Source organism: Devosia sp. GW821-FHT12F11 (assembly GCF_058806655.1).
Map to the genome: position 1 here is coordinate 826,185 of NZ_JBXAPX010000001.1, position 23,310 is coordinate 849,494.

The 23,310-nt window shown below is 66.6% G+C and carries 22 protein-coding genes; 12 read left to right on the plus strand and 10 right to left on the minus strand.

Features of this window, described 5'->3' with window-relative positions:
- The first annotated feature begins 1 nt into the window (after window position 1).
- From AC1ROK_RS04145 to AC1ROK_RS04160, 4 genes are read left to right on the plus strand one after another with little or no spacing between them, the layout of a single operon-like run.
- On the plus strand, window positions 2–757 hold the full coding sequence (locus AC1ROK_RS04145) for a glycosyltransferase family 2 protein (RefSeq protein ID WP_492844097.1): 756 nt from the start codon (window positions 2–4) through the stop codon (window positions 755–757).
- Window positions 750–1,604, plus strand: coding sequence for an FkbM family methyltransferase (locus AC1ROK_RS04150; RefSeq protein WP_492844099.1), 855 nt, complete (start codon window positions 750–752; stop codon window positions 1,602–1,604). The genes AC1ROK_RS04145 and AC1ROK_RS04150 overlap by 8 nt, the downstream gene beginning before the upstream one ends.
- The gene (locus AC1ROK_RS04155) at window positions 1,601–2,572 is read left to right on the plus strand and encodes an NAD-dependent epimerase/dehydratase family protein (RefSeq protein WP_492844101.1); all 972 of its coding nucleotides are present in this window, start codon (window positions 1,601–1,603) and stop codon (window positions 2,570–2,572) included. Before AC1ROK_RS04150 ends, AC1ROK_RS04155 begins: the two co-directional genes overlap by 4 nt.
- 42 nt (window positions 2,573–2,614) lie before the next feature.
- Window positions 2,615–3,511 (plus strand): nucleoside hydrolase, encoded by an 897-nt coding sequence (locus AC1ROK_RS04160; protein WP_492844103.1) that lies wholly within the window; start codon window positions 2,615–2,617, stop codon window positions 3,509–3,511.
- 4 nt (window positions 3,512–3,515) lie between these two features.
- Here AC1ROK_RS04160 and AC1ROK_RS04165 read toward each other — a convergent pair whose 3' ends face one another.
- Window positions 3,516–4,523: an aldo/keto reductase gene (locus tag AC1ROK_RS04165; RefSeq protein ID WP_492844105.1), complete on the minus strand. Its 1,008-nt coding sequence runs from the start codon at window positions 4,521–4,523 to the stop codon at window positions 3,516–3,518.
- Between the two features lie 228 nt (window positions 4,524–4,751).
- Window positions 4,752–5,774 carry an aldo/keto reductase gene (locus AC1ROK_RS04170; RefSeq protein ID WP_492844107.1) on the minus strand — a complete coding sequence of 341 codons (1,023 nt, stop codon included), beginning with the start codon at window positions 5,772–5,774 and terminating at the stop codon, window positions 4,752–4,754.
- A gap of 250 nt (window positions 5,775–6,024) precedes the next feature.
- Here AC1ROK_RS04170 and AC1ROK_RS04175 point away from each other — a divergent pair, with 250 nt between their 5' ends.
- The 7 genes from AC1ROK_RS04175 to AC1ROK_RS04205 are packed head-to-tail and all read left to right on the plus strand — an operon-like array spanning window position 6,025 to window position 13,607.
- On the plus strand, window positions 6,025–6,912 hold the full coding sequence (locus tag AC1ROK_RS04175) for an ABC transporter permease (RefSeq protein ID WP_492844109.1): 888 nt from the start codon (window positions 6,025–6,027) through the stop codon (window positions 6,910–6,912).
- Between the two features lie 56 nt (window positions 6,913–6,968).
- Entirely contained in the window at window positions 6,969–7,982 is a 1,014-nt protein-coding gene (locus tag AC1ROK_RS04180; RefSeq protein WP_492844111.1) for an ABC transporter substrate-binding protein, read from the plus strand.
- A gap of 29 nt (window positions 7,983–8,011) precedes the next feature.
- Window positions 8,012–8,788 (plus strand): ABC transporter ATP-binding protein, encoded by a 777-nt coding sequence (locus AC1ROK_RS04185; protein WP_492844114.1) that lies wholly within the window; start codon window positions 8,012–8,014, stop codon window positions 8,786–8,788.
- Window positions 8,789–8,815: 27 nt separating this feature from the next.
- Window positions 8,816–9,946 carry an LLM class flavin-dependent oxidoreductase gene (locus AC1ROK_RS04190; RefSeq protein WP_492844116.1) on the plus strand — a complete coding sequence of 377 codons (1,131 nt, stop codon included), beginning with the start codon at window positions 8,816–8,818 and terminating at the stop codon, window positions 9,944–9,946.
- A 13-nt stretch (window positions 9,947–9,959) separates the two neighbouring features.
- The gene (locus tag AC1ROK_RS04195) at window positions 9,960–11,396 is read left to right on the plus strand and encodes an NtaA/DmoA family FMN-dependent monooxygenase (RefSeq protein WP_492844118.1); all 1,437 of its coding nucleotides are present in this window, start codon (window positions 9,960–9,962) and stop codon (window positions 11,394–11,396) included.
- Between the two features lie 11 nt (window positions 11,397–11,407).
- A complete protein-coding gene (locus tag AC1ROK_RS04200; RefSeq protein WP_492844120.1) occupies window positions 11,408–12,781 on the plus strand; it encodes an NtaA/DmoA family FMN-dependent monooxygenase in 1,374 nt (457 codons plus the stop codon).
- 4 nt (window positions 12,782–12,785) lie between these two features.
- Window positions 12,786–13,607: a sulfurtransferase gene (locus AC1ROK_RS04205; RefSeq protein ID WP_492844122.1), complete on the plus strand. Its 822-nt coding sequence runs from the start codon at window positions 12,786–12,788 to the stop codon at window positions 13,605–13,607.
- An 87-nt stretch (window positions 13,608–13,694) separates the two neighbouring features.
- Here the strand turns inward: AC1ROK_RS04205 and AC1ROK_RS04210 are convergent, their stop codons facing one another.
- The 6 genes from AC1ROK_RS04210 to AC1ROK_RS04235 form a co-directional block, all read right to left on the minus strand.
- Entirely contained in the window at window positions 13,695–14,396 is a 702-nt protein-coding gene (locus AC1ROK_RS04210; RefSeq protein ID WP_492844124.1) for a hypothetical protein, read from the minus strand.
- 52 nt (window positions 14,397–14,448) lie between these two features.
- Window positions 14,449–15,306: a carbohydrate ABC transporter permease gene (locus AC1ROK_RS04215; RefSeq protein ID WP_492844126.1), complete on the minus strand. Its 858-nt coding sequence runs from the start codon at window positions 15,304–15,306 to the stop codon at window positions 14,449–14,451.
- Window positions 15,296–16,222 carry a carbohydrate ABC transporter permease gene (locus AC1ROK_RS04220; RefSeq protein ID WP_492844128.1) on the minus strand — a complete coding sequence of 309 codons (927 nt, stop codon included), beginning with the start codon at window positions 16,220–16,222 and terminating at the stop codon, window positions 15,296–15,298. The genes AC1ROK_RS04215 and AC1ROK_RS04220 overlap by 11 nt, the downstream gene beginning before the upstream one ends.
- Before the next feature lie 190 nt (window positions 16,223–16,412).
- Complete coding sequence (locus AC1ROK_RS04225) at window positions 16,413–17,663, minus strand: ABC transporter substrate-binding protein (protein WP_492844130.1); 1,251 nt, start codon at window positions 17,661–17,663, stop codon at window positions 16,413–16,415.
- 100 nt (window positions 17,664–17,763) lie between these two features.
- Window positions 17,764–19,374 (minus strand): FAD-dependent oxidoreductase, encoded by a 1,611-nt coding sequence (locus tag AC1ROK_RS04230; protein ID WP_492844132.1) that lies wholly within the window; start codon window positions 19,372–19,374, stop codon window positions 17,764–17,766.
- Between the two features lie 43 nt (window positions 19,375–19,417).
- Window positions 19,418–20,473: a LacI family DNA-binding transcriptional regulator gene (locus AC1ROK_RS04235; protein WP_492844134.1), complete on the minus strand. Its 1,056-nt coding sequence runs from the start codon at window positions 20,471–20,473 to the stop codon at window positions 19,418–19,420.
- Between the two features lie 306 nt (window positions 20,474–20,779).
- Between AC1ROK_RS04235 and AC1ROK_RS04240 the strand changes: the two genes are divergently transcribed.
- A complete protein-coding gene (locus AC1ROK_RS04240; protein WP_492844136.1) occupies window positions 20,780–21,088 on the plus strand; it encodes a hypothetical protein in 309 nt (102 codons plus the stop codon).
- A gap of 35 nt (window positions 21,089–21,123) precedes the next feature.
- Here the strand turns inward: AC1ROK_RS04240 and AC1ROK_RS04245 are convergent, their stop codons facing one another.
- Both AC1ROK_RS04245 and AC1ROK_RS04250 read right to left on the minus strand, forming a co-directional pair.
- Window positions 21,124–21,600 carry a Crp/Fnr family transcriptional regulator gene (locus AC1ROK_RS04245; protein WP_492844139.1) on the minus strand — a complete coding sequence of 159 codons (477 nt, stop codon included), beginning with the start codon at window positions 21,598–21,600 and terminating at the stop codon, window positions 21,124–21,126.
- 104 nt (window positions 21,601–21,704) lie between these two features.
- Window positions 21,705–23,309, minus strand: coding sequence for an FGGY-family carbohydrate kinase (locus tag AC1ROK_RS04250; protein WP_492844141.1), 1,605 nt, complete (start codon window positions 23,307–23,309; stop codon window positions 21,705–21,707).
- Between the last annotated feature and the right edge of the window lies 1 nt (window position 23,310).

Below are 23,310 nucleotides of genomic sequence, written 5' to 3' on the forward strand. Positions count from 1 at the left end.
AATGCTTCCCAAAGTCCTCATCCTCACGCCAGTCAAGGGGGCCGCCCGGCACCTGCCGCGCTACACCGAACTCGTCGAGCAACTGGATTGGCCTAAAGATCGACTTTCAGTCGCCCTGCTGGAGGGCGACAGTCAGGACGGCACCTTTGCCGTCGCCGAGACGCTGCTGCCGCGACTGCGCCAGCGCACCCGCAGGGCCGAACTGTTCCAGCGCGATTTCGGCTTCAACATCCCCGATGGCGTACCGCGCTGGGCCCCTGCCTTCCAGCTGATGCGACGCGCCGTGCTGGCGCGGGCCCGCAATCAGCTGCTGTTTCGGGCCCTCGACGACGAGGATTGGGTGTTGTGGATCGATGTCGACGTGATCGACTACCCCGCTGACGTGCTGCGTCAGTTGCTGGCGACCGGGTTCGATATCGTGGTGCCCAACTGCGTGAAACGACCGGGCGGCAAGACCTTTGACGAGAACAATTGGACCGCGGAAGGGACCGTGACGCTGTCGGACCGCCGGGGCAGCGGCGCCATGCGCCTCGATGCTGTGGGCGGCACCATGCTGCTGGTCCGGGCCGATCTGCACCGGGATGGACTGGTATTTCCTTCTTACCCCTACGGCGTTGCCAGCACGCGCATCCGCAGCCGCCACCCGGTCTGGGGCAAGGGCGAGATTGAGACCGAAGGGCTTGGCGCCATGGCGGCCGATATGGGGATCCAGTGCTGGGGCCTGCCGGACCTCGAGATCATCCACGCCAATGAATAGACAGTTTCGAGGAGAGGCGCCTCCGGTCACGATCAACATGATCGGCCTGCCGCGCTTCCGGGTCGCAACACACGGCAGAGGGGATATCTTCGTCTCGAGGGCGATCGAAGATTGGGGCAGTTGGGAAGCCAGCAATACCGCGCTGCTGCTGCAGATGCTCAGCCAGCCGGCCGACTTCGTCGATATCGGCGCCAATATCGGCTGGTTCACCCTGGTTGCGGCACACGCCCTCAGCGGACGCGGGCAGGTTCACAGCTTCGAGCCCGACCCCGCCCATCTCGCAAAGCTCCGGGCCAACGTCGCTGCCAATCACCTCGAAAACGTCACCATCAATGGCTCTGCCCTTTCGGACAGGAACGACGACGCCCGCCTTTACCTGAACGCCGTCAACCGCGGCGACAATAGCTTGCTGCCGAGCGCCGAGAGGTCGGGCTCGACGCCAGTTCGGCTGCAGCGGCTCGACGACTACAGCGGGTTGAGCCGCGAGCGTCCGCTGATCGCCAAGCTCGATGTACAGGGCAGCGAGATCGATGTGTTGACCGGAGCGCGGACACTGCTGACCAGCTACCCACATGAAGTGGTGCTGTTCTGCGAGGTGTCGCCGACGGCTCTCGCGGTGGGTGGGCGGCGCACCGCCGAGCTCGCGGCGCTTCTCGACGAGCTCGGCTTCGTGGCTGCCCTCGTCGATCGGATACGACCCCGGATCATCCCAATGAGCTGGCAACGTCTGGTCGAGCACCAGGAAGACGACAATCGACGTCACCCCGGCGCGGATTGCGATATAGTCGCCTTCCGGCGGATCGATGGCTTGATGGCCCCGATCTTCACAACGCGAGGGGCATCGTGACGCGAAAGATCCTGGTTCTGGGAGCGGGGGGCTTTATCGGCTCTCATCTGGTTCGCCGGCTGGCGAACGAAGGCAATGAGGTCCACGGCGCCGATCTGAAGCGGTCGGAGTTCTCCGCTTCAGCCGCCCATCGCTTCACGATCGCCGACCTCCGCGATCCGCTTGCCTGTGCCGAGGTGTTCGATCGGGGCTATGACGAGGTCTACCAGCTGGCTGCCGATATGGGGGGCGCCGGCTACATCTTCACCGGCGAGAACGACGCGCAGATCATGCGCAACTCGGCAGCGATCAACCTCAACGTCGTCGCCGCCTGCGAACGCACGCGGGCCGGCCGGCTGTTCTATTCCTCTTCAGCCTGCATCTATCCGGCACGCAACCAGGTCGATCCTGATCACCCCGATTGCAGCGAGGACTCGGCCTATCCCGCCGCCCCCGACAGCGAGTACGGCTGGGAGAAGCTGTTCTCGGAGCGGCTCTATCTTGCCCAGGCGCGGAACCACGGCATGCTGGCGCGGATTGCCCGCTTTCACAACGTATTCGGGCCGGAAGGCGCCTGGCGCGGCGGCCGCGAGAAGGCGCCGGCCGCCATCTGCCGCAAGGTGGCGGAGGCCCGTGATGGCGATGAGATCGAGGTCTGGGGCGACGGCGAACAGACCCGGTCGTTTCTCTATGTCGATGAGTGTCTCGAGGGCTCTATCCGCCTCACCCGCTCCGATGTCGCGAGCCCGGTCAATGTCGGCTCGGACGAGATGGTCAGCATCAACCAACTGGTCGACATGGTGGCAGCGATCGCCGGCAAGCGACTGTCGAAACGCCATATCTCCGGCCCCACCGGAGTGCGCGGCCGCTCCTCCGACAACCGCTTCATCGAGCAGAGCCTCGGCTGGCGCCCCAGCATGCCGCTCCGGGCCGGGCTCGAAAAGACCTATGGCTGGATCGAAAGCCAGGCTGACGCCGTCACGGCTTGAGCCGTCTGACAATCAACGAGGAGAATGACGTGTCGCCGTCCGATGCCCCGGCTGAAGCTGTTGACCCCGCGCGCCGGCCGGCTGCGGGCGGTGCTCGATACCGACACCTATAACGAGATCGACGACCAGTACGCGCTGGTCCAGGCCGTGCTGTCGCCCGAGCGGATCGGCCTCGAGGCGATCTACGCCGCGCCGTTCCACAACTCGCGTTCCGATGGTCCCGGCCATGGGATGGAACTGAGCTATGGCGAGATACTGGAGCTGTTGCAGCGGCTCGACGTCTCGCCCGAGGGCTTCGTGTTCCGAGGCGTCAGCGACTATGTCGGCGCAGGCAAAGTTGCCCGGCCGGCAGACGCGGTCGACGATCTGATTGCCCGCGCCCGCGCCGGTTCGATCGATAACCCGCTCTACGTCATCGCCATCGGCGCCATCAGCAATGTCGCCTCGGCTTTGCTCAAGGCCCCCGATATCATCGACCGCACCGTCGTCGTCTGGCTCGGCGGCCATGCCCTCGATTGGCCGCACCAGCGCGAGTTCAATCTGAAGCAGGATGTCGGCGGCGCCCAGGTGCTGTTCGACAGCGGCGTGCCGCTGGTGCTGGTGCCCTGCATGGGCGTCACCTCGCACCTGCACAGCACGGTGGCCGAGATCGAGCGCTACGTCGAACCTTGCGGTGACATCGGCAAGTTCCTCGCCATGCGGTTCAAGGAGTATTCCGACGATCATCTCGGCTGGTCCAAGGAGATCTGGGACATGGCCGCGGTCGCCTGGCTGCTCGATGCCAGCTGGACCCCGAGCGTCCTGGTGCCCACCCCGATCCTCACCACCGAGATCACCTACAGCACGGATCGCGCCCGCCACCCGATGCGCTATGTCACCCACGTCCGCCGCGACACGATCCTCAGGGATTTCATCCTGAAGCTGCAGGCCGCGACGTAGCGCTCTAGCGCGGGACGCGGCCCTCGACCGGGTGGCCCGGGTCGGTGAAGCCGTGGGTCGAGGCGTGGCCGGGGGTGACCAGCCGGTCGACCAGCGCCTCGTCCTCGGCATCGAGTTTGACGTCGAGCGCCCGGATGTAGCTGTCCCAGTGCGCCTCGGTGCGGGGTCCGGTGATCGCCGCGCTCACCAGCCGGTTGTTGAGCACCCAGGCCAGCGCGAAGTCGGCGGCGTCGATCCCCTTGCGCCGCGCATGCGCCGCGATTTCCTGCGCGATAGCGAGCGATTCCGGCCGCCACTCGGTTTCGAGGATGCGTTTGTCGCCACGGCCGGCGCGGGTATCGGCCGCCGGTTCCTGGCCCGGCTGGTACTTGCCGGTCAAGACGCCGCGCGCCAGCGGTGAATAGGAGACGACGCCAAGGCCGTAGTGCTGCGCGGCCGGCAACTGCTCGGCCTCGGCGGTGCGGTTGACGATATTGTAGAGCGGCTGGCTGGCGATCGGCCGATCGATGCCGAGCTGGTCGGCGAGGTGTGCCACCTCGGCGATGCGCCAGCCGCGGAAGTTCGAGACGCCGAAATAGCGCAGCTTGCCGGCGCGGATCAGGTCGGCGATGGCGCGCACCGGTTCATCGAGCGGCGCGTCGAACACCGCGCGATGGAAGTAGATCAGGTCGATATAGTCGGTGCCGAGCCGCTTCAGCGAGTTCTCGACCGTCTCGATCACCCACTTGCGCGAGTAGCCGCCGATATTGGGACCCTTCCTGGCGGAGTTGACGAACTTGGTCGCCAGCACCCATTGGTCGCGACTGGCTTTGATGCCTTCCCCCACCACCCGCTCGCTGGCGCCGTCGCCATAGACGTCGGCGGTATCGATGAAGTTGATCCCCTGCTCGCGCGCCTTGTCGATGATCCGAAACGCTTCGGGATCGGGGGTCTGCTGGCCGAACATCATCGTGCCGAGCGACAGCGGGGATACCTTGAGGGCGCTGCGGCCAAGGTAGCGATAGTCAACCATGCTTAGTTCTCCGAGGGCGTCTGAAGTCTGCAACTCTTACTGGGTGTCTGCCAGAGCGTTTCGCGATTGGGCCCGGTCCACGCCCACCCGCCGGGTCATTCCCGCGAAAGCGGGAACCTCTGTTTTGGTGCCTGCTGCACGATCGCAAACGGAGTTCCCCGCTTTCGCGGGGATGACACCGAGTTTGGTGAACTTGCAGAGCCTCGCCTGGTGGCTTCCGTGACCAACCTAGCCCCGTCGCAACAGCGCAAGCACGTCGCCGCTGGCGGTCTGGCCCGGCGTCGGCGCTTCGTTGCGGTGGAAGTTCACCTGCTGCGGCTGGTACACCTCCTCGAGCTCGGCGCGCTCGGCCGGCGAGAGCGCGATATCCAGCGCCGCAACCGCGTCGGCGATATGATGCGGCTTGGTGGCGCCGACGATCGGCGCGGTGACAGCCGGATTGTCGAGCAACCAGGCGAGAGCAAGCTGCGCCGGCTTCACGCCACGCCGCTCGGCCAGCTCCACCACCCGGTCGACCACCGCTTCGTCGGCGGCGCCGAGAAAATCCTGCACCACCTTGGAGCGCTCCGACCCGGCCCGGCGGCTGCCGGCGAGGAGGCCGCGCGCCAGCGGGCTATAAGGGATCACCGCCACGCCCTGGTCGAGGCAGAGCGGCAGCATTTCACGCTCCTCCTCGCGATAGAGCAGGTTGTACTTGTTCTGCATCGAGACGAACCGGGCGAGCCCGTTGCGCTCGGCGATGCCCTGCAGTTTCATGAACTGCCAGGCATGCATGCTGGAGGCGCCGATATGCAGCACCTTGCCGGCCCGCACCAACCCATCGAGCGCCTCCATCACCTCTTCGAACGGCGTCAGCGGGTCGAGCCGGTGGATCTGGTAGAGGTCGACATAGTCGGTGCCGAGACGACGCAGGCTGTCATCGATGGCGTGCCGGATGTGCTTTTTCGATAACCCCTTCTGGTTGAGATCGGGGCCCATGGCGCCGAACACTTTCGTCGCGATGACGACGCGGTCGCGGCCCGTGCCGAAGCGCGTTATGGCGCGGCCGAGAATCTCCTCGCTCAACCCGCTCGAATAGGAGTCGGCGGTATCGAAGAAGTTGAAGCCGGCTTCGAATGCGGCCCGGTAGTGCCCCTGCGCGTCCTCCTCGCTGAGTGCCCAGGGCATCCAGTCCTTGGAACCATAGCTCGAGCAGCCGAAGGCGAGGCGGGACACCTGGATGCCGGTGGTTCCGAGGGGCACATACTGCATTCTCATCTCCTCTGCCGCCGCGATGGGGGGCGGCGAATATCGTTCGCGGCGGCCGGGCCCGGCCTAGACGCATACTTCGCGACAGCACCGATAATGAGCACGGATTATCTTGTCTATGGAATTAGTAGACTTTAGGTTTTGAACACCCTGAGAGGCTTGTGAAGCCGGCTCGGCCGTCGACCTTCCTCGCCGCCCAGCCGATTTCATGCGCCGCTCAGGGACCAGTTTCCTTAGTTGAACGAGGCATGAGATGTCGCTGCAACAACCGACAGCCGATCCGTCAGACCTGCAGCGCGGGGCTCCCAGAGCGCTTTCAGGAAAAGTTGCAGACTTTTCCGGTTCGAAAGCGCGACCAGATCAAATCCTGTCGCTGCCGCGGCTGAAACTGCCGGTCATCCTCGTGGCGCAGGTCGTCGTGCTCGCCGTGGTGCTCTTCGCCGTGCAGCACGCAGTCGATAGCGGCGCGGTCAAGACCATCTACCTCGCGTCGCCGACCCAGGTGCTCGCAGCCTTCCCCAAGCTGGTCGAGGAGCAGAACCTCTTCTACCACCTCTACGTGACGCTGTCGGAAGCGGCGGTCGGCGTCCTGATCGGCGGCGTCCTCGGCGTCGCCACCGGTATCTACATGGGGCTGTTCCCGCGGGTGAACCAGTTCCTCAACCCGTTCCTCGTCTGGGCCATGGCGGTGCCCAAGGTGACCATCATCCCGCTGCTGACGCTCTATCTGGGCATCGGCTATGGCCACAAGGTCTTCATCATCTTCCTGTTTTCGTATTTCATGTTCGTTTTCAACACCATAGCCGGCATCCGGCAGGTGCAGGAAAACCACGTGAAGGTGGCCAAGACCCTCGGCGCCTCGCACCGGCAGATCGTCTGGAAGGTGATCTTGCCCAGCGCCATCCCCTCGATCATGGCGGCCGTGCGCATCGAGGCGGCGACCTGCCTGGTAGCGGCCCTGTTCGCCGAAATGGTCGCCTCGAAGGCCGGCCTCGGCAACCTCCTGAACAAGCTCACCGGCATCTACGACACCGCCGGCACCTTTGCCCTGGTGATCCTCATCACCACCATCTCGCTCATCATCATCTTCCTGGTCGAATGGCTGGAGAAGCGGGTGCTGCTCAAATGGAAGTACGCCTGACCGGCGCGCTCCCCTTTCACTCCCCACACTGAACCGACTGACGAAAAGGAACTGCCATGCGCAGGACGAGACCGCATTTTGTCGCCACCATGCTTGCAGCCGCCGCGCTGGCGCTGGGCTTCGGTGGCATCGCCACGGCGCAGGACGCGCCGGTTCGCAAGACCATCAAGCTGCTCGATACGCTGAGCTACACCCAGCAGCCGATCAATTTCGGCATCGAGAAGGGCTTCTTCGATGAAGAGGGGCTGGATGTCGAATTCGTCGCCGCCCAGGACACCGTCGGTGCCGTGGCAACCAACGAGCTGACCTTCGCCTTTGGCCCGACCAGCACGTTCCTGCGCGCCGCGGCGCTCGGCGCGCCGATCAAGATCATCGCCTCGGCCTTCCGCAACAAGGGCGCCTTCTGGCTCATCGCCAAGCCCGAGATCAAGACCATCGCCGATCTCAAGGGCAAGACCGTCGGCATCGCCCAGGAAGGCAGCGGCATGGCCGTCTACGCCCGGGTCATCCTGCAAAAGAGCGGCATCGATCCAGATAAGGACGTGACGCTGTTCGCCAACGGCACCCAGGCCCAGGCCTATGGCACGCTGACCGAGGGGCAGGTCGACGCCACCATTATCCACCAGCCGTTCGCCGCCTTGGGTGAGCTCGAGGGCAAGGCGCATGTGCTGGCCCGCGGTTGGGAATTCCTGCCGACCTATCACACCGGTGTGCTGATCGCCGGCGACGACGTCATCGCCAACGATCCGGAGCTCTTGGAGCGCGGGCTGCGCGCCTACTTCAAGTCCTACGAGTACGCCAAGGCGCATTACGACGAGTACATCCCGTGGCTGCAGGCCCGGCTGAAGCTGAACCCCGACGCCGTGCGCCAGGCCGTCGAGCAGGAAGACGATATTTGGGAAGACAACCCCGATGTCGATCCGGTCGCCATCGCCGACACCCAGCAGATCGAGATCGAGCAGGGCAACCAGGACGCCCCTTACGACGCCAGCAAGTACATCGACCTGCGCTTCATCCCCAAGGACTACGTCAAGGCCTTCTCCTACCCGGCCGACAAGTCCCAGGGCTGAGCCCACTACGCCCAACCAGGAGGTCGATCATGTCCGTGTTCACCGTCACCGCGCTCGACAAGGTGTTCCCCGGCACCTCGCCGGTCCGCGCTCTCGACAAGATCGACCTCACGATCGAGGCGGGCGAATTCGTCGTCCTCCTCGGCCCCTCCGGGTGCGGCAAGAGCACGCTGCTCGAGATCCTCGCCGGGCTGCAACTTCCCACGGCAGGCGAGGCGCGCTTCCACGACCAGCCAATCACCGGGCCGGGTGGTCGCGGGCTCGGCGTGGTGTTCCAGGATGCCTCGCTGATGCCGTGGCGCACCATCGCCGCCAATGTCGGGCTCGGGCTCGAGATCCGCGGCGAGAGCAAGGAGAGCTCGCAGCGTACTATCGATCGGCACCTCGAGCAGGTCGGCCTCACCGGCTTCGGCAACAAGTACCCGCACCAGATCTCGGGCGGCATGAAGCAGCGCGCCGGCATTGCGCGGGCGCTGGTCAACGATCCCGAAGTGCTGCTGATGGACGAGCCGTTCGGCGCCGTCGACTACATCACCCGGATCAAGCTGCAGGAAGACCTGATCTCGATCTGGCAGCAGCACAACAAGACCATCGTCTTCGTCACCCACGATGTCGGCGAGGCGGTGTTCCTCGCCGATCGCATCGTGCTGCTGTCGCCGCGTCCCGGTCGCATCGCCGAGACTTTTGCCCTCGACCTGCCGCGACCGCGCCGGCGTGGCGATATCGAGCTCTTGAAGCAGGAAGCCCGCGTCTACGAAGCGCTGCACGCGCTCGAGGCAGAGGCCCAGACCCACGCTGCCGCGTAACCCCATTGCATTGAAGGAACTTCGGTCATGACCACGCCAAAGCAGATCCGTCTCGGCTACCTCTACGAGCCGCATGGCAGCCACCCCTCCGGCTGGCGTCACGCCGGCGGTCGGCACGACCCCTTCGCTGCCGCTCAGATCGTGGCGCTGGCCCGCCTCGCCGAGGCCGGCAAGTTCGATTTCTTCGCCATCGGCGACCGGCTGACCGCTGATGCTACGGACGCGGCCAACCCCTCGCTGGCGGCGCGCACCGAGCCGTTTACTACGGCCTCGTTCCTCGCCACCAGGACCAGCCGCATCGGTCTGCTGGTCACCGCGAACGCCAGCTATTACGAGCCCTACAACCTCGCCCGGCTGACCGCCTCGCTCGATCATGTCACCCATGGCCGGGCGGCGTGGAACGTCGCGACCGGCGCCACTGCGCCGGCGGCGAAGAACTACAGCCAGTCCGAGGCCGACGCTGCGGCGCACTACGGCCGCGCCGGTGAAGCGGTCGACGTGATCCGCGAGCTCTGGGACAGCTGGGAGGATGGCGCCTTCATCCGCGACAAGGCAACCGGCGCCTTCGTCGACGGTGACAAGATCCACCCGATCAACCACCAGGGCCAGCTGTTCAGCATCAAAGGCCCGCTCAACGTCGCCCGCCCGCCGCAGGGCCAACTGGTGCTGGCGCACGAGGCCGGCACGCCGCTGGCCAACGAACTGGCGGCGCGCGAAGCCGATATCGTGCTGGCCCGCCCCGCCGACCTCGCTGCCGGCAAGGCGGTGCGCGATGCGGTCCGCCAGGCGGCCGTGACGCTGGGCAGGGAGGCTGATGCGCTCTCCGTGCTGGTCGAGATCACCCCTGTTGTGGCCGAGAGCGATGCGGCGGCAGAAGCCCTGCTCGCCGAACTCAACGGCCTCGGCGGCGCTATCTCCGGCGCGGTGATCGTCGGCGGCCCCGAGCGCATCGCTGACCAACTAACAGCCTGGGTTTCGGCCGGTGCTGCCGACGGCTTCGTCGTGCGCTCGGCGACCGTGCCCGATCAGCTCGCCCAGTTCGTCGAACGCGTCATCCCGGAGCTGCAGCGGCGCGGCCTCGCCCGCACCGAATACCCCGCCGCGACCTTGCGCGAAAATCTCGGCCTGCCCGCGGTCCCCAACCGTCTCGTTGCCTGAGGAGTTCTCGATCATGACCGAACCGAAACGCGAACTACATCTGGGCCTGATGTTCTGGGGCACCGGCACCCATCCGTCCGGCTGGCGCTGGCCCACCGCCAAGGCCGATGCCGCCTATGACATCGAGTACCTGCAGCAGGTGACGCAACTGGTCGAAAAGGCCAAGTTCGACTTCCTGTTCCTGGGCGACAAGCTGGCGAGCGAGCCTGGGTTGCAGACCACCAACCCGGCGCAGATGTCGCGCCTCGAGCCGTTTGCTGCCGGCGCCAGTCTTGCCGCCGCGACCTCCGAGATCGGCATCGTGGTGACCGCCAACCCGACCTATTACGACCCCTTCACGCTGGCCCGGCTGTTCGCCTCGCTCGACCACCTGAGCCAGGGTCGCGCCTCGTGGAACATCGTCACCGGCGCCGATCCGCATGCCGCCGCCAACTTCTCGCGCGACGCCCACTGGGATGCCGAGCAGCGCTATGACTGGGCCGACGAGTTCGTCGGCATCGTCAAGGACCTGTGGGACAGCTGGGAAGACGGCGCCTGGAACCCCGATGCGCAAAGCGGCAGAGCGCTCGACCCGCAGAAGGTGCATGCGCTCAACCACAAGGGCCAGCATTTCACCGTCGCCGGGCCGCTCGATGCGCCGCGCCCGCCGCAGGGGCACCCGATCATCCTCCACGCCGGCACTTCGGATCGCTCGCGCGAACTGGGCGCCCGCGATGCCGATGCGATTTTCACCAGCCACGCCACCATTGACAGTGCGCAGGCCTATTACCGCGACATCAAGGATCGGGCGAAGAAGTATGGCCGCAGCGATGCCGATATCGCCATCCTGCCCAGCCTTACCCCGATCGTCGCGCCGACCACCGCCGAGGCGGTGGCGATCTACGATCAGCTCAACAGCTACCTGACCCTTGATCCCGAGGACAAACCCGAGGGCCCGGGCGCCTTCGGCGGCCGAGGCGGGGCGAAGAACCGCAACCTGACCACGGCCTCGAAAGCCTTCGGCGTCGATCTCCTCGGCAACGACCACGATGCGCCGGTGCCGCCGAGTGTGCTCGCCGCGGCGAGCGAGGAGGGCAAGCGCCTGTTCGCCGAGATCACCCGGCTGACCCGCCGCACCGTCGAAGGCCCGCAGCGCATCACCTATCGCGACCTGATCATCGGCGCGAGCCGCGGCACCAGCACCGTGGTCGGCAATCCCGAAGAGGTAGCCGACTACATCGAGACCTGGTTCACCGAAGGCGCCGCCGACGGCTTCAACATCTTCCCCGCCTATGTCGCAGGCGCCGTCGAGGCCTTCGTCGACCTGGTGGTGCCGGTGCTGCAGGCGCGCGGCATCTACCGCACGGAATATGCCGGCCCGACCTTCCGTCACCATCTCGGCCTCGAACGGCCGGAGAACCGGCTGGTCGCCCGCGCTCGCGCGGTGGCCGCCCAGAAAACCGCTGTTTGAGGAGCAGACCTATGGGCAAGCGCCAGCGCGAACTGCATTTCGGCCTGATGTTCTGGGCCGGCGGCACGCATCCATCGGGCTGGCGCATGCCCAGCTCGCACGCCGCGGCGGCCTTCGACATCGAGTTCTTGCAGCAGGTGACGCAGATCGCCGAGCGGGCGAAGTTCGACTTCCTGTTTTTGGGGGACCGGCTGGCGAGCGACCCGAGCCTGCAGACCACCAACCCCTCGCAGATGTCGCGGCTCGAGCCGTTCGTCTCGGGCGCCAGCCTCGCCGCGGCGACCAGCCATATCGGCATCGTCGTCACCGCCAACCCGACCTATTACGACCCCTACAACGTGGCGCGGCTGTTCGCCTCGCTCGATCATCTGAGTGAGGGGCGCGCCTCGTGGAACCTCGTCACCGGCGCCGATGCGATTGCTGCCGCGAACTTCTCGCGTGACGCGCACTGGGACACCGAGCAGCGCTATGACTGGGCCGACGAGTTCGTCGCGGCAACCAAGAGCCTCTGGGACAGCTGGGACGACGAGATCCGACCCGCCGGGCACCATGGCCGTTTCTTCGATATCGAGGGGCCGCTGACCGTGCGTCGCCCGCCGCAGGGCCACCCGGTGATCCTCCATGCCGGCACCTCGGACCGCTCGCGCGAACTGGGAGCGCGCGACGCCGATGTGATCTTTGCCGGTCAGCCGACCATCGAGAGCGCCAAGGCGTATTACGACGACATCAAGACCCGCGCCGCCAAATATGGCCGCGGCCCCGACGAGATCGCCATCCTCCCCGGCCTCACCCCGATCGTCGCCCCGACCACGGAAGAGGCGGTCGCCATCTACGACCAGCTGAACAGCTTCATCGCGCTGGATCCTGAAGGCGAGGCGAGCGGCGAGAAGCACTATGGCGCGCTCGGCCGCGGCGCGCGGCTGCGCAATCTCGGCTCGGTTTCCGACGTCATTGGCGTCGATGTCCGCGGTTCCGGCATCGACGATGCAGTGCCGCAGCGCGTCTTCGACGAAGCCAATGCCGATGGCCGCAAGATCTTCGCCGCGATCACCCGGCTGACCCGCCGTACCGTCGGCGGCGAACGGCCGATCACCTATCGCGACCTGATCCTCGGGATCACCGGCATGGGCGCGGTGGTGGTCGGCAACCCCACCGAAATCGCCGATTACATCGAGCACTGGTTCAACGAGAGGGCGGCGGATGGTTTCAACATCTTCCCCGCCTATGTGCCCGACGCGGTTTCCGCCTTCGCCGATCTGGTGGTGCCGCTGCTGCAGGCCCGCGGCATCTACCGCAAGGACTATTCCGGCCCGACCTTCCGCGACCACCTCGGCCTCGAGGTCCCGGCCAACACCCTGATCAAGCATGCCGACGCCGCGGAGTAATCGGATGACCATCGACCATCGCGCCAGGGTGCTGATTACCGCGAGGGAACTCGACGCCCTCTTAGCTGCCGGCCGGGCACCGGTGCTGCTCGATATCGGCGGTGTTCGCCCGGGCACGACCGACGCGCGCAGCACCGGTCTGCCCGGCGCCGTGCCGGTGGATCTCGCTACCGAGCTTGCCGGGCCCGGTGGCGGCACGCTCGGCAACCGGCCGCTGCCCGATATCGCCGAGCTCGAGGCGAATGCCCGCCGCTGGGGCATTCGCGAGGGCGCACCGGTGGTCGTCTATGACGACAAGAACGGGCTGCAGGCGGCGCGCGCCTGGTGGGTACTGCGTTGGGCCGGCATTGAAAACGTGCGTCTGCTCGATGGCGGGCTCGGCAGCTGGCTCGCGGCCGGTTACGCCACGGCCGAGCTGACCCGCGTCCCGGACCTCGGCAATATCAGGCTCAGCCCCGGCCACCTGCCGGTGCTCGATGCCGATGCCGCCGCCCTGCAGCCGCACCGCGGCGTGCTGCTCGATGCCCGCGACGCCAATGCCTATGAGACCAGTGGCCACATTCCCGGCGCGCTGAACGCCCCGGCCAGGGGCAACCTCTCGGCCGCAGGCACTTTCGCCTCGGCCGAAGACCTGCGCCTGCGCTTCGCAGCACTTGGCGCGCTGGGCGCGGACGTCGGCGTCTCCTGCGGCGCCGGTGTTTCGGCGGCACACGACATCGTCGCCCTCGCCAGCCTCGGCCAGCCCGCGGCGCTGTTCGTCGGCTCGTGGAGCGCCTGGAGCGCCGACCCGGCCCGGCCGGTGGTCACGGGACCGACGCCGGGGTGAGGGGCACTCGCGCACTTCCTCCACCCCGGTGGCTGTGGACCCCCACCCTTGATCCCTCCCCCTTGCGGGGAGGGGACAGGGTGGGGGTCAGCGCGCACCAGTGCTGGTTCGGACCGTTGCCACCCGCGCCGCCTCCACGATCGGCGCCACTGCCCGCCGCAGCCCGTCCGGCTCCAGCCCCGTCACCACGGCGCCAACCAGTATCGCCCCGATCCCCGCCGCCTTGAGCCGCGGTGCATCCGCTGCGGTGAACTTCTTCTGGCTCGGCGCGATCACCGGGCGATCCGACATCGTGACGATCTCGGCAAAGCGCGCGAGGTCGGCGTCGTTGAGCGGCTGACCATACTCGGCAAAGCGCCCGATCGAGGCCTCGACCATCGCGCGGGGAATGGCGCGGATGGCGTCGATATCGGCCTCACCGCTGTCGCTGTCGAGCGCCAGGATCGGCTTCAGCCGTGACTGCAGCAGCTGCGGCTGCACGTGCTTCAGATAGATGTTCCAGCCCTCGACGCCGTAATCGGCAAGTGCCTCCAACTCATCGAGGCTTGGCTGGGTTTCCTGCCCGCTCATCACCAGCATGGGTTTACCCAGTTTCGCCAGCGCCTCGATGAAGCTCCGTTCCTCCGCAAAACTGCCGAACGTGGTGCCGCTGGCCCGGTGATAGGCGTTGAGGTGGAACTTCAGCCCGAACACCCCGGCATCGACCGCCGCCTTGGCGAGGTCGAGATCATGTCGGCCGAGGGATACCAGCACCGGCAATTGCCCGGCGCGCATTGCAGCTTCGATCATCCGTCAGCCCTTCAGTCCAGTATGAGCCAGCTCCCGATGCGCCTCGCATCGGTCAACCCTTGAGTCCAGTATGAGCCAGCCCTTCGATGAACTGGCGCTGCGCAAAAATGAACACCACCAGCACCGGCAGGGCGGTGAGCGTCGCAGCGGCGAGCTGGGTGTTCCACATCGGTCCCTGGTAGACGTCGACATACTGGGTCAGCGCCTGCGGCAGGGTGAAATTACCCGGGGTGGTGAGGAAGACGATCGGCTCGAGATAGAGGTTCCACGAGTGGAGGAAGGTGAAGATGGCGACCGCCGCCAGCGCCGGCTTCGCCAGCGGCAGGGCGATCTGCCAGAAGATGCCGAAGCGGCTCAGCCCATCGACCCGCGCCGCTTCCTCGAGCTCCACCGGCAGCGCGATGAAGAACTGCCGCATCACGAAGGTGGCAAAGACGCTGGGCGCGCCGAAGATCGGCACGAGGATCAGCGGCCAGTGGGTGTTCACCAGCCCCCATTTGAGGAACATCTGGAACAGCGGCACGATGGTGACTTCCGAGGGGATCAGGAGCCCCAGCAGCACGACCATGAAGATCAGGTTGGCGCCGGGGAACTTGATGCGCGCGAAGGCATAGCCGGCCATCGACGAGACCGCCATCGTCCCCACCGTGACGATCGCCGCGATGTAGCAGGAGTTCCAGTATTGCTGCGCGAACGGCTGCAGCTTGAACACTTGCGCGTAGGTCGACCAGTCGAAACGCGACGGGATCAGTTCGGGCGGGAAGGCGAAGATGTCCGAGATCGGCTTTACCGAGCTCGTCACCATCCACCAGGTCGGAAAGACGAAGGGGATGGCCAGCACGCACAAGAGGCCATAGAGCGCGACGCGGGCGCGCGGCGACATGTCGTTAGGGGAGAGCTCAGTTTTCATAGAAGACGATCCGTTTGCGCATCTGCCACTGCGCGAAGGTCAGCACCGCGACGATCACGAACAGCAGGATCGAGATGGTGGCGCCGTAGCCAAAGCGGTGGAACTGGAAGGCCTGCTGATAGAGGTAGTAGACCAGCACCGTGGTCGACATCCCCGGCCCGCCCTGCGTCAGCACCGCGATTTGCGCGAACACCTGCAGTGAGCCGACAATGGTGATGATCATGGTGAGGAGGATGGTCGGCGAGATCAGCGGCACGGTGATCGAGTGGAACTGCGTCCAGCGGCTAGCGCCATCGACCCGCGCTGCTTCGTAGAGCTCGCGCGGCACGCCCTGCAGCGCCGCGAGGAACAGCACCATGTTGAGCCCGACATTCTTGAACACCTGCACCACGATGACTGAAGCCATGGCGGTGGGCGGCGAGCGGAGCCAGTTGGGCCCGCTAATGCCGATCACCTGCAGCAGCCCGTTGATGCCGCCATTGGCCTGCAGCAAAAAACTCCAGACGATGGTCCAGGCCACCAGCGACACCACCACCGGCGAAAAGAAGATGGTGCGGAACACCGTGATGCCCTTGAGCTTCTGGTTCACGAGGATCGCCAGCAGCAGGGCGAGGGAGAGGTTGAACACCACCAGCCCGGCCGAAAAGATCGCCGTGGCGCCGAGCACTTCCGGCAGCGCCGGATCGGCCGCGAGTTTCTGGTAGTTGGCATCGCCGACGAAGCGGAATGTCCCGGCCAAGACGTTCCACTCATGCAGCGAGTACCAGACCACCAGCCCGAGCGGGATCAGCACGAACAAGACGATGCCAATCAACTGCGGCGCGATGAACAGATAACCCGCGAGGCTGTCGCGCCGCTCCATGGTCCAGAACGGCCGCTGGCGCGATCGGTCAATGCTGGGGGCGGCAATGGGCATTGAATAGTTTCCTCGAAGACACGGGCTCGCGCCCCTCATCCGGTCCTGCGGGCCACCTTCTCCCCGACGGGGAGAAGCATTCGGACAGCGCCGTGGTCACCTCTGTTCCTCTCCCCGTCGGGGAGAGGGTGGATAGCGCGAGACGGGTGAGGGGTGAGCCACACGCAGCGGCCCACGCCCACCCACGTCATCACAGCATCGGCTGGATCCGGTCACACACCGATTTCAGCACCGCCGGCACGTCGGCATCGGCGACCCACAGCGCGTCGAGCGCGGCGCGGGCCGTCTGCTGGATTTCGGCGAAGCCGGCATGACCGGGCTTCACCTTGCCGGTCGAGATGCCCTTGATCACCACGTTCTCGATCTGGGTGGCCGAGAGCAGCGGGTTGGCGGCGCCGAGCACTTCGGCATTGAGCAGGCTCGAGCGCGGCGGCGGGAAGAACTTTGCCAGCTTCTTGGCATTGTCCGGGTTGGTGAAGAAGGCGAGGAAGTCGGCGGCAACCGCAGGGTTCTTGCCCGAGGCGAAGACGCCGATGCCGGCCTGGCCGATCACCGCATACTCACCAGTCGGGCCGGACGGCAGCGGCACCAGGTCCCAGCTGAACGGGTTCTCCTTGGGCAGGAGCGAAGCGCGGGAAATCTGCGTGATGGTCATCGCTGCATCGCCGGCGAAGAAATCGGCGGTGACGCCGGGGCCGGGGATCGCCTTGTCGGTGAAGATCGCCTTGTGGATGAAGCTCATCGCATCGACCATCGGCTGCTCTGTAAACGTGCAGGTCTTGCCGTCGGCGCTCCACGGCGAAGCGCCCCAGCCATTCCAGATCGCGGCGAGGTTGTCCCACACCTTGTAGTCGAAATCGCGGACGATGAGGCCCTGCTTGCCCGACGCGGCGACGGCGGTGTTGATCGCCTCGGCCTTGTCCCAGGTCCATTCGCCCTTGGCGATCAGCTCTGCCGGGGTCTCCAGCCCAGCGGCCTTGATCAGGTCGTTGTTGACGAACATGCCGAACGGCGAGGTCGAGAACGGATAGGCGTAGATCTCGCCGTCGGCCGTCCACAGTGCCAGCGCGCTCTCGGTCACGTCGGCAAGGTTGTAGTCGGGAGCCGCTTCGAACGTCGCCTTGAGCGGCGCCAGCGCGCCTGAGCTGACGAAATCGCTCGCCGTGGTCTCGAGGATCCAGGCGAGGTCCGGGGCGTTGCCGCCGGCGATCTGCGTGGTCAGCGTCGTGGTGTAGCCGTCGAAGGGCAGCGAGTCGAAGCTGACCTTCACGTCCGGATGCTGCGCCGTGTAGGCGGCGGCGATCTCGTTGAAGAGCTGGAGGTGCGCCTCGTTGGCGCTCCAGATCGCCATGCGGATATCCTGGGCGAGGGTAGGGACAGCCGCCATCGGGATGGCGATGCCGGCGGCGAGAGCCGCCAGTCTCAGGTCGAACAGTTTCATGGTTTCCTCCTTTGTCGTCGTCTTCTGGTCGTCGTTGGTCTGGTCGTTGTCTTCTGAGTGCCCGGTGGGTTGAAGCGGCCCGTACCGGGCCGCCTAGGGGTCAGTAGCCCCTGACGTCGGGCCAGCGGGTTTCGATGCCTTCAGCGTAGAGCCGGGCCTGGAAGTCGGTCAGCAGTGCGTCGTCGGCCTGCACCTGGTGCGGCGTGACGCCATGGTTGAGGCAGTAGGCAGCCAGTAGCCCGGCGACCTCGCCGATGTTCCACTCCACCGGGTGCAGCCGGTAGCAGCCATTGGTGATGTGGGTGGTGCCGATGGTCTTGCCGGCGGGGATCAGGTTGGTGGTGCGCTCCGGCAGCAGCGCCCCGAGCGGGATCTCGAACGGGCAGGAGGCCACGTCGATATAGTTGTCGCCGCCGGTCGAGGGGTGGAGATCGATCCGGTACATGCCGATGCCGACGCTGTCGCGATAGTTCACCGCGCCGCGCTCGCCACGCACGTCGTACGACAGGTCTTGCTCGACGATGGTGGTCACCGCCTTGATGCGGCGGCTCTCGCGGATATAGGGCGCCATGGCGAGGCCATGGTTGGTGCCGGTGATGTCCCCGCGCAGCCGCAGGCCCGGGAAACCTTGGCCGCCATCCTCGCGCGGCGCCTCGGTCTGCAGCCAGTAGAATACCGAATAGGCGAGGTCGGCGGCATCGCGGATGCGCTCGTTGTACACCGCCTCTGGCACATCGATGATTGGGTGCTCGAAATAGTCGAGCATCGGCCAGTTCACGAGGCAGATGTCGGAGGCGTAAGCACCGTCGACGAAATTGCGCCGCGCCGCGATGCGCCGGAAGGTCCACAGGTTCCCGTCGCCGGGGTTCTTGCGCTGGTCGGCATCGACCAGGGTCGGGTCGTCATCCGGGTTCGGGGTAAAACTCCGCACCGTGGTTTCGAGCGTGCGCGGATGCGGCGCGACGAAGCCGATCAGCGGGGCGCCCCAGAAGCTCGGGGTATAGGCGCGCCACTTGTCGTAGTTGCGCGGCTTGTCGCCCACCTGGTTGCCATCGACATGGTCGATGGCAAAGCAGATCGACACCGCCTGCGAGTTGGTCGGCTGCGCCTCGCCCGGTGCCGAAGGCTCGCCGGTGTCGCGCTGGCTCTCGAAGCCGGTGACATATTCGGTGCCGGTCATCGGCAACAGGTCGCCGAGCTCGGTGGCCTCGATGATGTATTTGCCGGTGACGACGATGGTGTCGCCGCTGTCGCGATGCCTCAGCGTCACCGCCCGCACCCGGTCGCCATCGACTTCCGCCGAGATCGGCTTGTAGGGCTGCAGCACGGTGAGCTTGCCGCCGCCGCGATAGGGCATCAGCATCGCTTCCATTACCGCCAGCCCGACGCGCGGCTCGTGGCAGAGCCGCGACACGAACCCGGCGCCGGGGTTGAGGTCGCCCCAGGCGCGACTCTTCTCGGTGAGCGGATAGTGGTCGCGATAGTATTGCCGGATGCCGTTGCGCAGCGCTCGGTAGGAGCGGGTGATGCCGAACTGCTCGACCCAGCTGTGCTCGTCGGGCGGCACCGCCTGGCTGGTCATCTGCCCGCCCAGCCAGTCGAACTCTTCCGTCATCACCACACTGCGGCCCGAGCGCAGCGCGCCGAGCGCCGCCGCCACGCCGCCGAGGCCGCCACCGATGATCGCGATATCTGCCGAATATTCTTTCACTTCAAATCCGTCTGGTTGGTCGCGATGGGGTGGGAAGAGCCGGTCAACTCTTCACTCCGTCGCTGGGGTGGATGGCGCCGAGGGTGTCGCCCTCGACCGGCTCGCATGGCAGCACCACCTGCTCGCCTGCCGAGCCGGCCTCGATCCGCTCGCACAGCATCTGCGTAGCGCGCCGCGCCATTTCCTCGCGCGGCACCGAGAAGGTGGTGAAACGGGTGCCCGACTGCATGGGCCTCAGGTGGCTGCCGAGCACGACGATGGAGAGGTCACCCGGCACCGCGAGGTTCTGCGAGCGCGCCGCGGCATCGACGATCACCGCGTCGGCCATTTCGGTGAAGAACACCACGGTCGCGCCTGACGCACGGATCGCCTCGAGCATCGGCAACGCCCTGCCGCCGACCTCAGGGATATGCAGCACCAGCTCCGCTCCATCGAGCGCGGAGGCAAAGCCGGCCCAGCGGTCGACCGAGGATTCGGCGCCCTGGCTGGGCCCGACATAGGCAAGCTTGGTATGCCCCTTGGCCTTGGCGCGCCGCACCATCTCGGCGGTCGCCTCGACATAATCGGCGCCGACATAGGGCACCGGCGCGCCGGTCGGGCCGCCAATGGGATCACGGCGACCGACGGCGACGAACGGATAGTCGCCGGCGACCAGCCGCTTCAGCTCGGCCCGGTCGAACTCACGCCCGAGGATCACGCAGCCATCGGCCAGCCGCAGCCGGTTGTTCTCGTCAAAGATTTTGCGTTTGCCGCGATTGGCCGGCGCGCCGGTGAGCAGCAGCAGGTCATAGCCCAGCGTCTGCGCCGTCTCCTCGATGCCGAACAGGAACGGGGCGAAGAAATCCGCCTGCGCGCTGGGGAAAGCCGGCTCGTAGGTGAACACCCCGAGAATGCGGTTCAGTCCCTTGGCCATGCGGCGGGCGATCGGGTCGGCGACATAGCCGGTCTCGCGGATCGCCTTCTGCACCCGCTCGCGCGTCTCGTCGGGAATGCGCCCTGCCGCTGCCTTGGCATCATTCAGCACCAGCGACACCGTCGCCTGGCTCACGCCGGCGATGCGCGCAATATCCCGCTGTGTGAGCCGTCCCGCCTTGGCCAAGCCGTCCTCCTCGACGTCTCTCGCGCTGCTAATGCGTATTAGCTGCTAATGCGTATTAGCGGAGGATGCGGAGGTGAGTCAATGGGGGAGGGGGTAACCTCCGTCGCAGCTTGTCGGGCGGCAAGCGCTGGATATGATGGCCACCGAGGGCTAAGGGAGCATCCGAATGAGCACCGTCGAACTCCTGGAGCGGCTAAGCAGTGCGGCCGCTGGTGCTAAGTTCGATTGGAACGCCGCTCGGGCTGAGATCGTCACGGCGTACCAAACTGCGCCGGAAGCCGACGCGGCGCCCTGCTGCAAGCCTATATGGCGGTGATGAACATGGTTGAGCGCAGCGGTAGTCTGAGCGCTGAGGACCGCGAACTGTTCCAAACCTCGCGCCGCGAAGAGTACAATCTCATGCTCATCAGCGAGTGCGTCCAACCCGACGGCAACATCTCACCCGCAGCCCTCGAGCTCGTCACTGATCGCGAAGTTGCCGCGGCACGAATGGCGCCGGATGACGATCTCCGCCAGTTGGCAGCGGCCGGAGCTATGCTGCTTGCGCCGCGAGACCCACCCCCTGCGCCGCGCCGCGGATTCAGCTTCTTCGGTTGGGGACGGCGCAAGGGCTAGTCATCGCCGCCGGACGAGGAGCGCGCTCGGCTCGGCTACTCGTGATCCGCCCACTTGCCCCCACGCCCCGTCACTTTCGGCGTCGCCAGCATCGCAGTCAGGATCCGGCTCATCAGCGCCTGCTCCTGCTTCTTGCCTTCGGCGCCGCGGCGCAGGTCGACGAGGAGGGCGGAGGTGGCGTTGAGGCGGGCGCAGGCGAGGGTGGCGATGTGGAGGGCGAAATCCGGGTTCTGTGACAGGACGTCGAGTGCTTCCTCGATGACCCGCACGCGCACCGTGGTCTCGGCGGTGACGGTGGCGCTGTGGGGCGTGGCGAGCAGCACCGCCATCTCGCCGATGATCGCCCAGGGCTCGTCGATATGGGCGATGTCGACGCCATCGCGCGACACGGTCAGCCGGCCGGATTCGAGCAGGTAGAGCCGGCCCGAATAGCTGCCCTCGGTGGTGAGCCGGTCGCCCGGCCTGAGCGTTTCGAGCGGTAGCGAGACGGCGAGCGCGGCGAGGGTGGACATCGGCAGGTTTCCGGCAGTTCGGGGACGGAAGACTGGCCGAGCTTAGGTGAACGCTCGATGAAAGTCGCGGGGAGTGCTGCGTCGGGTCATCAGTCGGCGGCCGCTCAGCGGATCTGGCGGCCGGCGCCCTGCAAGGTCTCGAACGCGGCGAAGCGCTTGTCGTGCCAGGTGCGCGTCGCGGCCGAAGGCTGGTAGCGTTCGGCGATGTGCGACATGGCCGCCATGGCGGCCGCCGCGTCGGCATAGCGGGCCGAAGCCACTGCGCCGAGTATGGCCGAGCCCAGCAGCACCGGCTCTTCAGCCTCGGGCGCTGACACCCCGACCCCGGTCGAGTCGGCGAGCAGCTGCCGCACCAGCGGCGATTGGGCCGCGCCACCGCTGACCACGATCTCGTCGATGGCGATGCCCTGCCGGCGCGAGGCGGCAAGGATCTGCCGCACGCCATAGCCGAGGCTTGCGACGCCGGCGACATATAGCCCGACAAGGCTGTCCAGCCCGCGCTCCATGCCGAGCCCGGCGACCATTGCCCGGGCCTCCGGATCGGCGAACGGGGCGCGATTGCCGAGGAATTCGGGCACCACGTGCAGGCCGCCGACCAGCGCCGGCACGTCAGTCTGCCTCAGCCGCTCCGCGGCTGTGCGGCTCAGCCAGGCGACCAGCCCGAGGCCCCCGGCTTTGGCTTTCGCCTCGGCCTCGGCTGCGGCGGGGTGGAAGCGCACCAGTTGCTCGATCGCCGCCCCGGCGGCCGACTGGCCGCCTTCGCTGAGCCAGAACCCGGGCACCATGGCCGAGAAGTACGGCCCCCAGACGCCATCGACGAATGCCGGCTCTGCCGTCGAGGTCATCGTGCAGGCCGAGGTGCCGAACACATAGGCCATGCGCCGTTCGACGCTGCCGCTGCCATCCTGCGCGCCGACCGTGCCGAGCCCGCCCGCATGTGCATCGATCAGCCCGGCGGCCACCGGCACACCGGGCACGAGGCCGAGGTCCGCGGCGGCCTCCGGCAGCAGCCCGTCCGCCAGCGGCGTGCCGGCCGCGACGATTTCGGTGCCGATGCGGGCAAAGCCTTCATCGGCCAGCACCCCGAGGCCGATGGCGCGGAAATAGTCGGCGTCCCAGCGCTGCTCATGCGCGAGGTACGTCCATTTGCAGGTCACCGTGCAGATCGAGCGCGCGAGGCTGCCGGTGGCGCGCCAGCTGAGGAAATCCGGCAGGTCGAAGAACTGCCAGGCGCTCTCGAAGCTCTTCGGCATCTGCTCCTTGAGCCAGAGCAGCTTCGGCGTCTGCATCTCGGGCGAGATGGAACCGCCGACATAGCGCAACACTGCGTGCCCGCCGCGGTTGATCCGCGCCGCCTGTTCGCGAGCCCGGTGATCCATCCAGACGACGATGTTGCGGTCGCTGTCCCCCGAGGCGCTGACCGAGACTGGCCGGCCACCTTCCCCCAGCACCACCAGCGAGCAGGTCGCATCAAAGCCGATGCCGGCAATGCTCTCGGGCACGACGCCCGCGGCGCTTACCGCCTGGCGGACACTGCGGCAGACCGCGGCCCAGATGTCCGCGCTCGATTGCTCGGCGATGTCGCCAGCCGCCTGGAACAGTTTGATGTCGTGCTTGCCGACGCCGAGCTGCCGGCCGTTTGCGTCGAACACGCCGGCGCGGGCGCTGCCGGTGCCGACATCCACGCCGATGAAATGCTGCTGCGCCATC

Bases quoted from the DNA above. Each gene is read 5' to 3' on its own strand.
- AC1ROK_RS04145 (WP_492844097.1), top strand. From the start codon at position 2: ATGCTTCCCAAAGTCCTCATCCTCACGCCAGTCAAGGGGGCCGCCCGG.
- AC1ROK_RS04150 (WP_492844099.1), top strand. From the start codon at position 750: ATGAATAGACAGTTTCGAGGAGAGGCGCCTCCGGTCACGATCAACATG.
- AC1ROK_RS04160 (WP_492844103.1), top strand. From the start codon at position 2,615: ATGCCCCGGCTGAAGCTGTTGACCCCGCGCGCCGGCCGGCTGCGGGCG.
- AC1ROK_RS04165 (WP_492844105.1), bottom strand. From the start codon at position 4,523: ATGGTTGACTATCGCTACCTTGGCCGCAGCGCCCTCAAGGTATCCCCG.
- AC1ROK_RS04170 (WP_492844107.1), bottom strand. From the start codon at position 5,774: ATGCAGTATGTGCCCCTCGGAACCACCGGCATCCAGGTGTCCCGCCTC.
- AC1ROK_RS04175 (WP_492844109.1), top strand. From the start codon at position 6,025: ATGTCGCTGCAACAACCGACAGCCGATCCGTCAGACCTGCAGCGCGGG.
- AC1ROK_RS04180 (WP_492844111.1), top strand. From the start codon at position 6,969: ATGCGCAGGACGAGACCGCATTTTGTCGCCACCATGCTTGCAGCCGCC.
- AC1ROK_RS04185 (WP_492844114.1), top strand. From the start codon at position 8,012: ATGTCCGTGTTCACCGTCACCGCGCTCGACAAGGTGTTCCCCGGCACC.
- AC1ROK_RS04190 (WP_492844116.1), top strand. From the start codon at position 8,816: ATGACCACGCCAAAGCAGATCCGTCTCGGCTACCTCTACGAGCCGCAT.
- AC1ROK_RS04195 (WP_492844118.1), top strand. From the start codon at position 9,960: ATGACCGAACCGAAACGCGAACTACATCTGGGCCTGATGTTCTGGGGC.
- AC1ROK_RS04200 (WP_492844120.1), top strand. From the start codon at position 11,408: ATGGGCAAGCGCCAGCGCGAACTGCATTTCGGCCTGATGTTCTGGGCC.
- AC1ROK_RS04205 (WP_492844122.1), top strand. From the start codon at position 12,786: ATGACCATCGACCATCGCGCCAGGGTGCTGATTACCGCGAGGGAACTC.
- AC1ROK_RS04210 (WP_492844124.1), bottom strand. From the start codon at position 14,396: ATGATCGAAGCTGCAATGCGCGCCGGGCAATTGCCGGTGCTGGTATCC.
- AC1ROK_RS04215 (WP_492844126.1), bottom strand. From the start codon at position 15,306: ATGAAAACTGAGCTCTCCCCTAACGACATGTCGCCGCGCGCCCGCGTC.
- AC1ROK_RS04220 (WP_492844128.1), bottom strand. From the start codon at position 16,222: ATGCCCATTGCCGCCCCCAGCATTGACCGATCGCGCCAGCGGCCGTTC.
- AC1ROK_RS04225 (WP_492844130.1), bottom strand. From the start codon at position 17,663: ATGAAACTGTTCGACCTGAGACTGGCGGCTCTCGCCGCCGGCATCGCC.
- AC1ROK_RS04240 (WP_492844136.1), top strand. From the start codon at position 20,780: ATGGCGGTGATGAACATGGTTGAGCGCAGCGGTAGTCTGAGCGCTGAG.
- AC1ROK_RS04245 (WP_492844139.1), bottom strand. From the start codon at position 21,600: ATGTCCACCCTCGCCGCGCTCGCCGTCTCGCTACCGCTCGAAACGCTC.
- AC1ROK_RS04250 (WP_492844141.1), bottom strand. From the start codon at position 23,309: ATGGCGCAGCAGCATTTCATCGGCGTGGATGTCGGCACCGGCAGCGCC.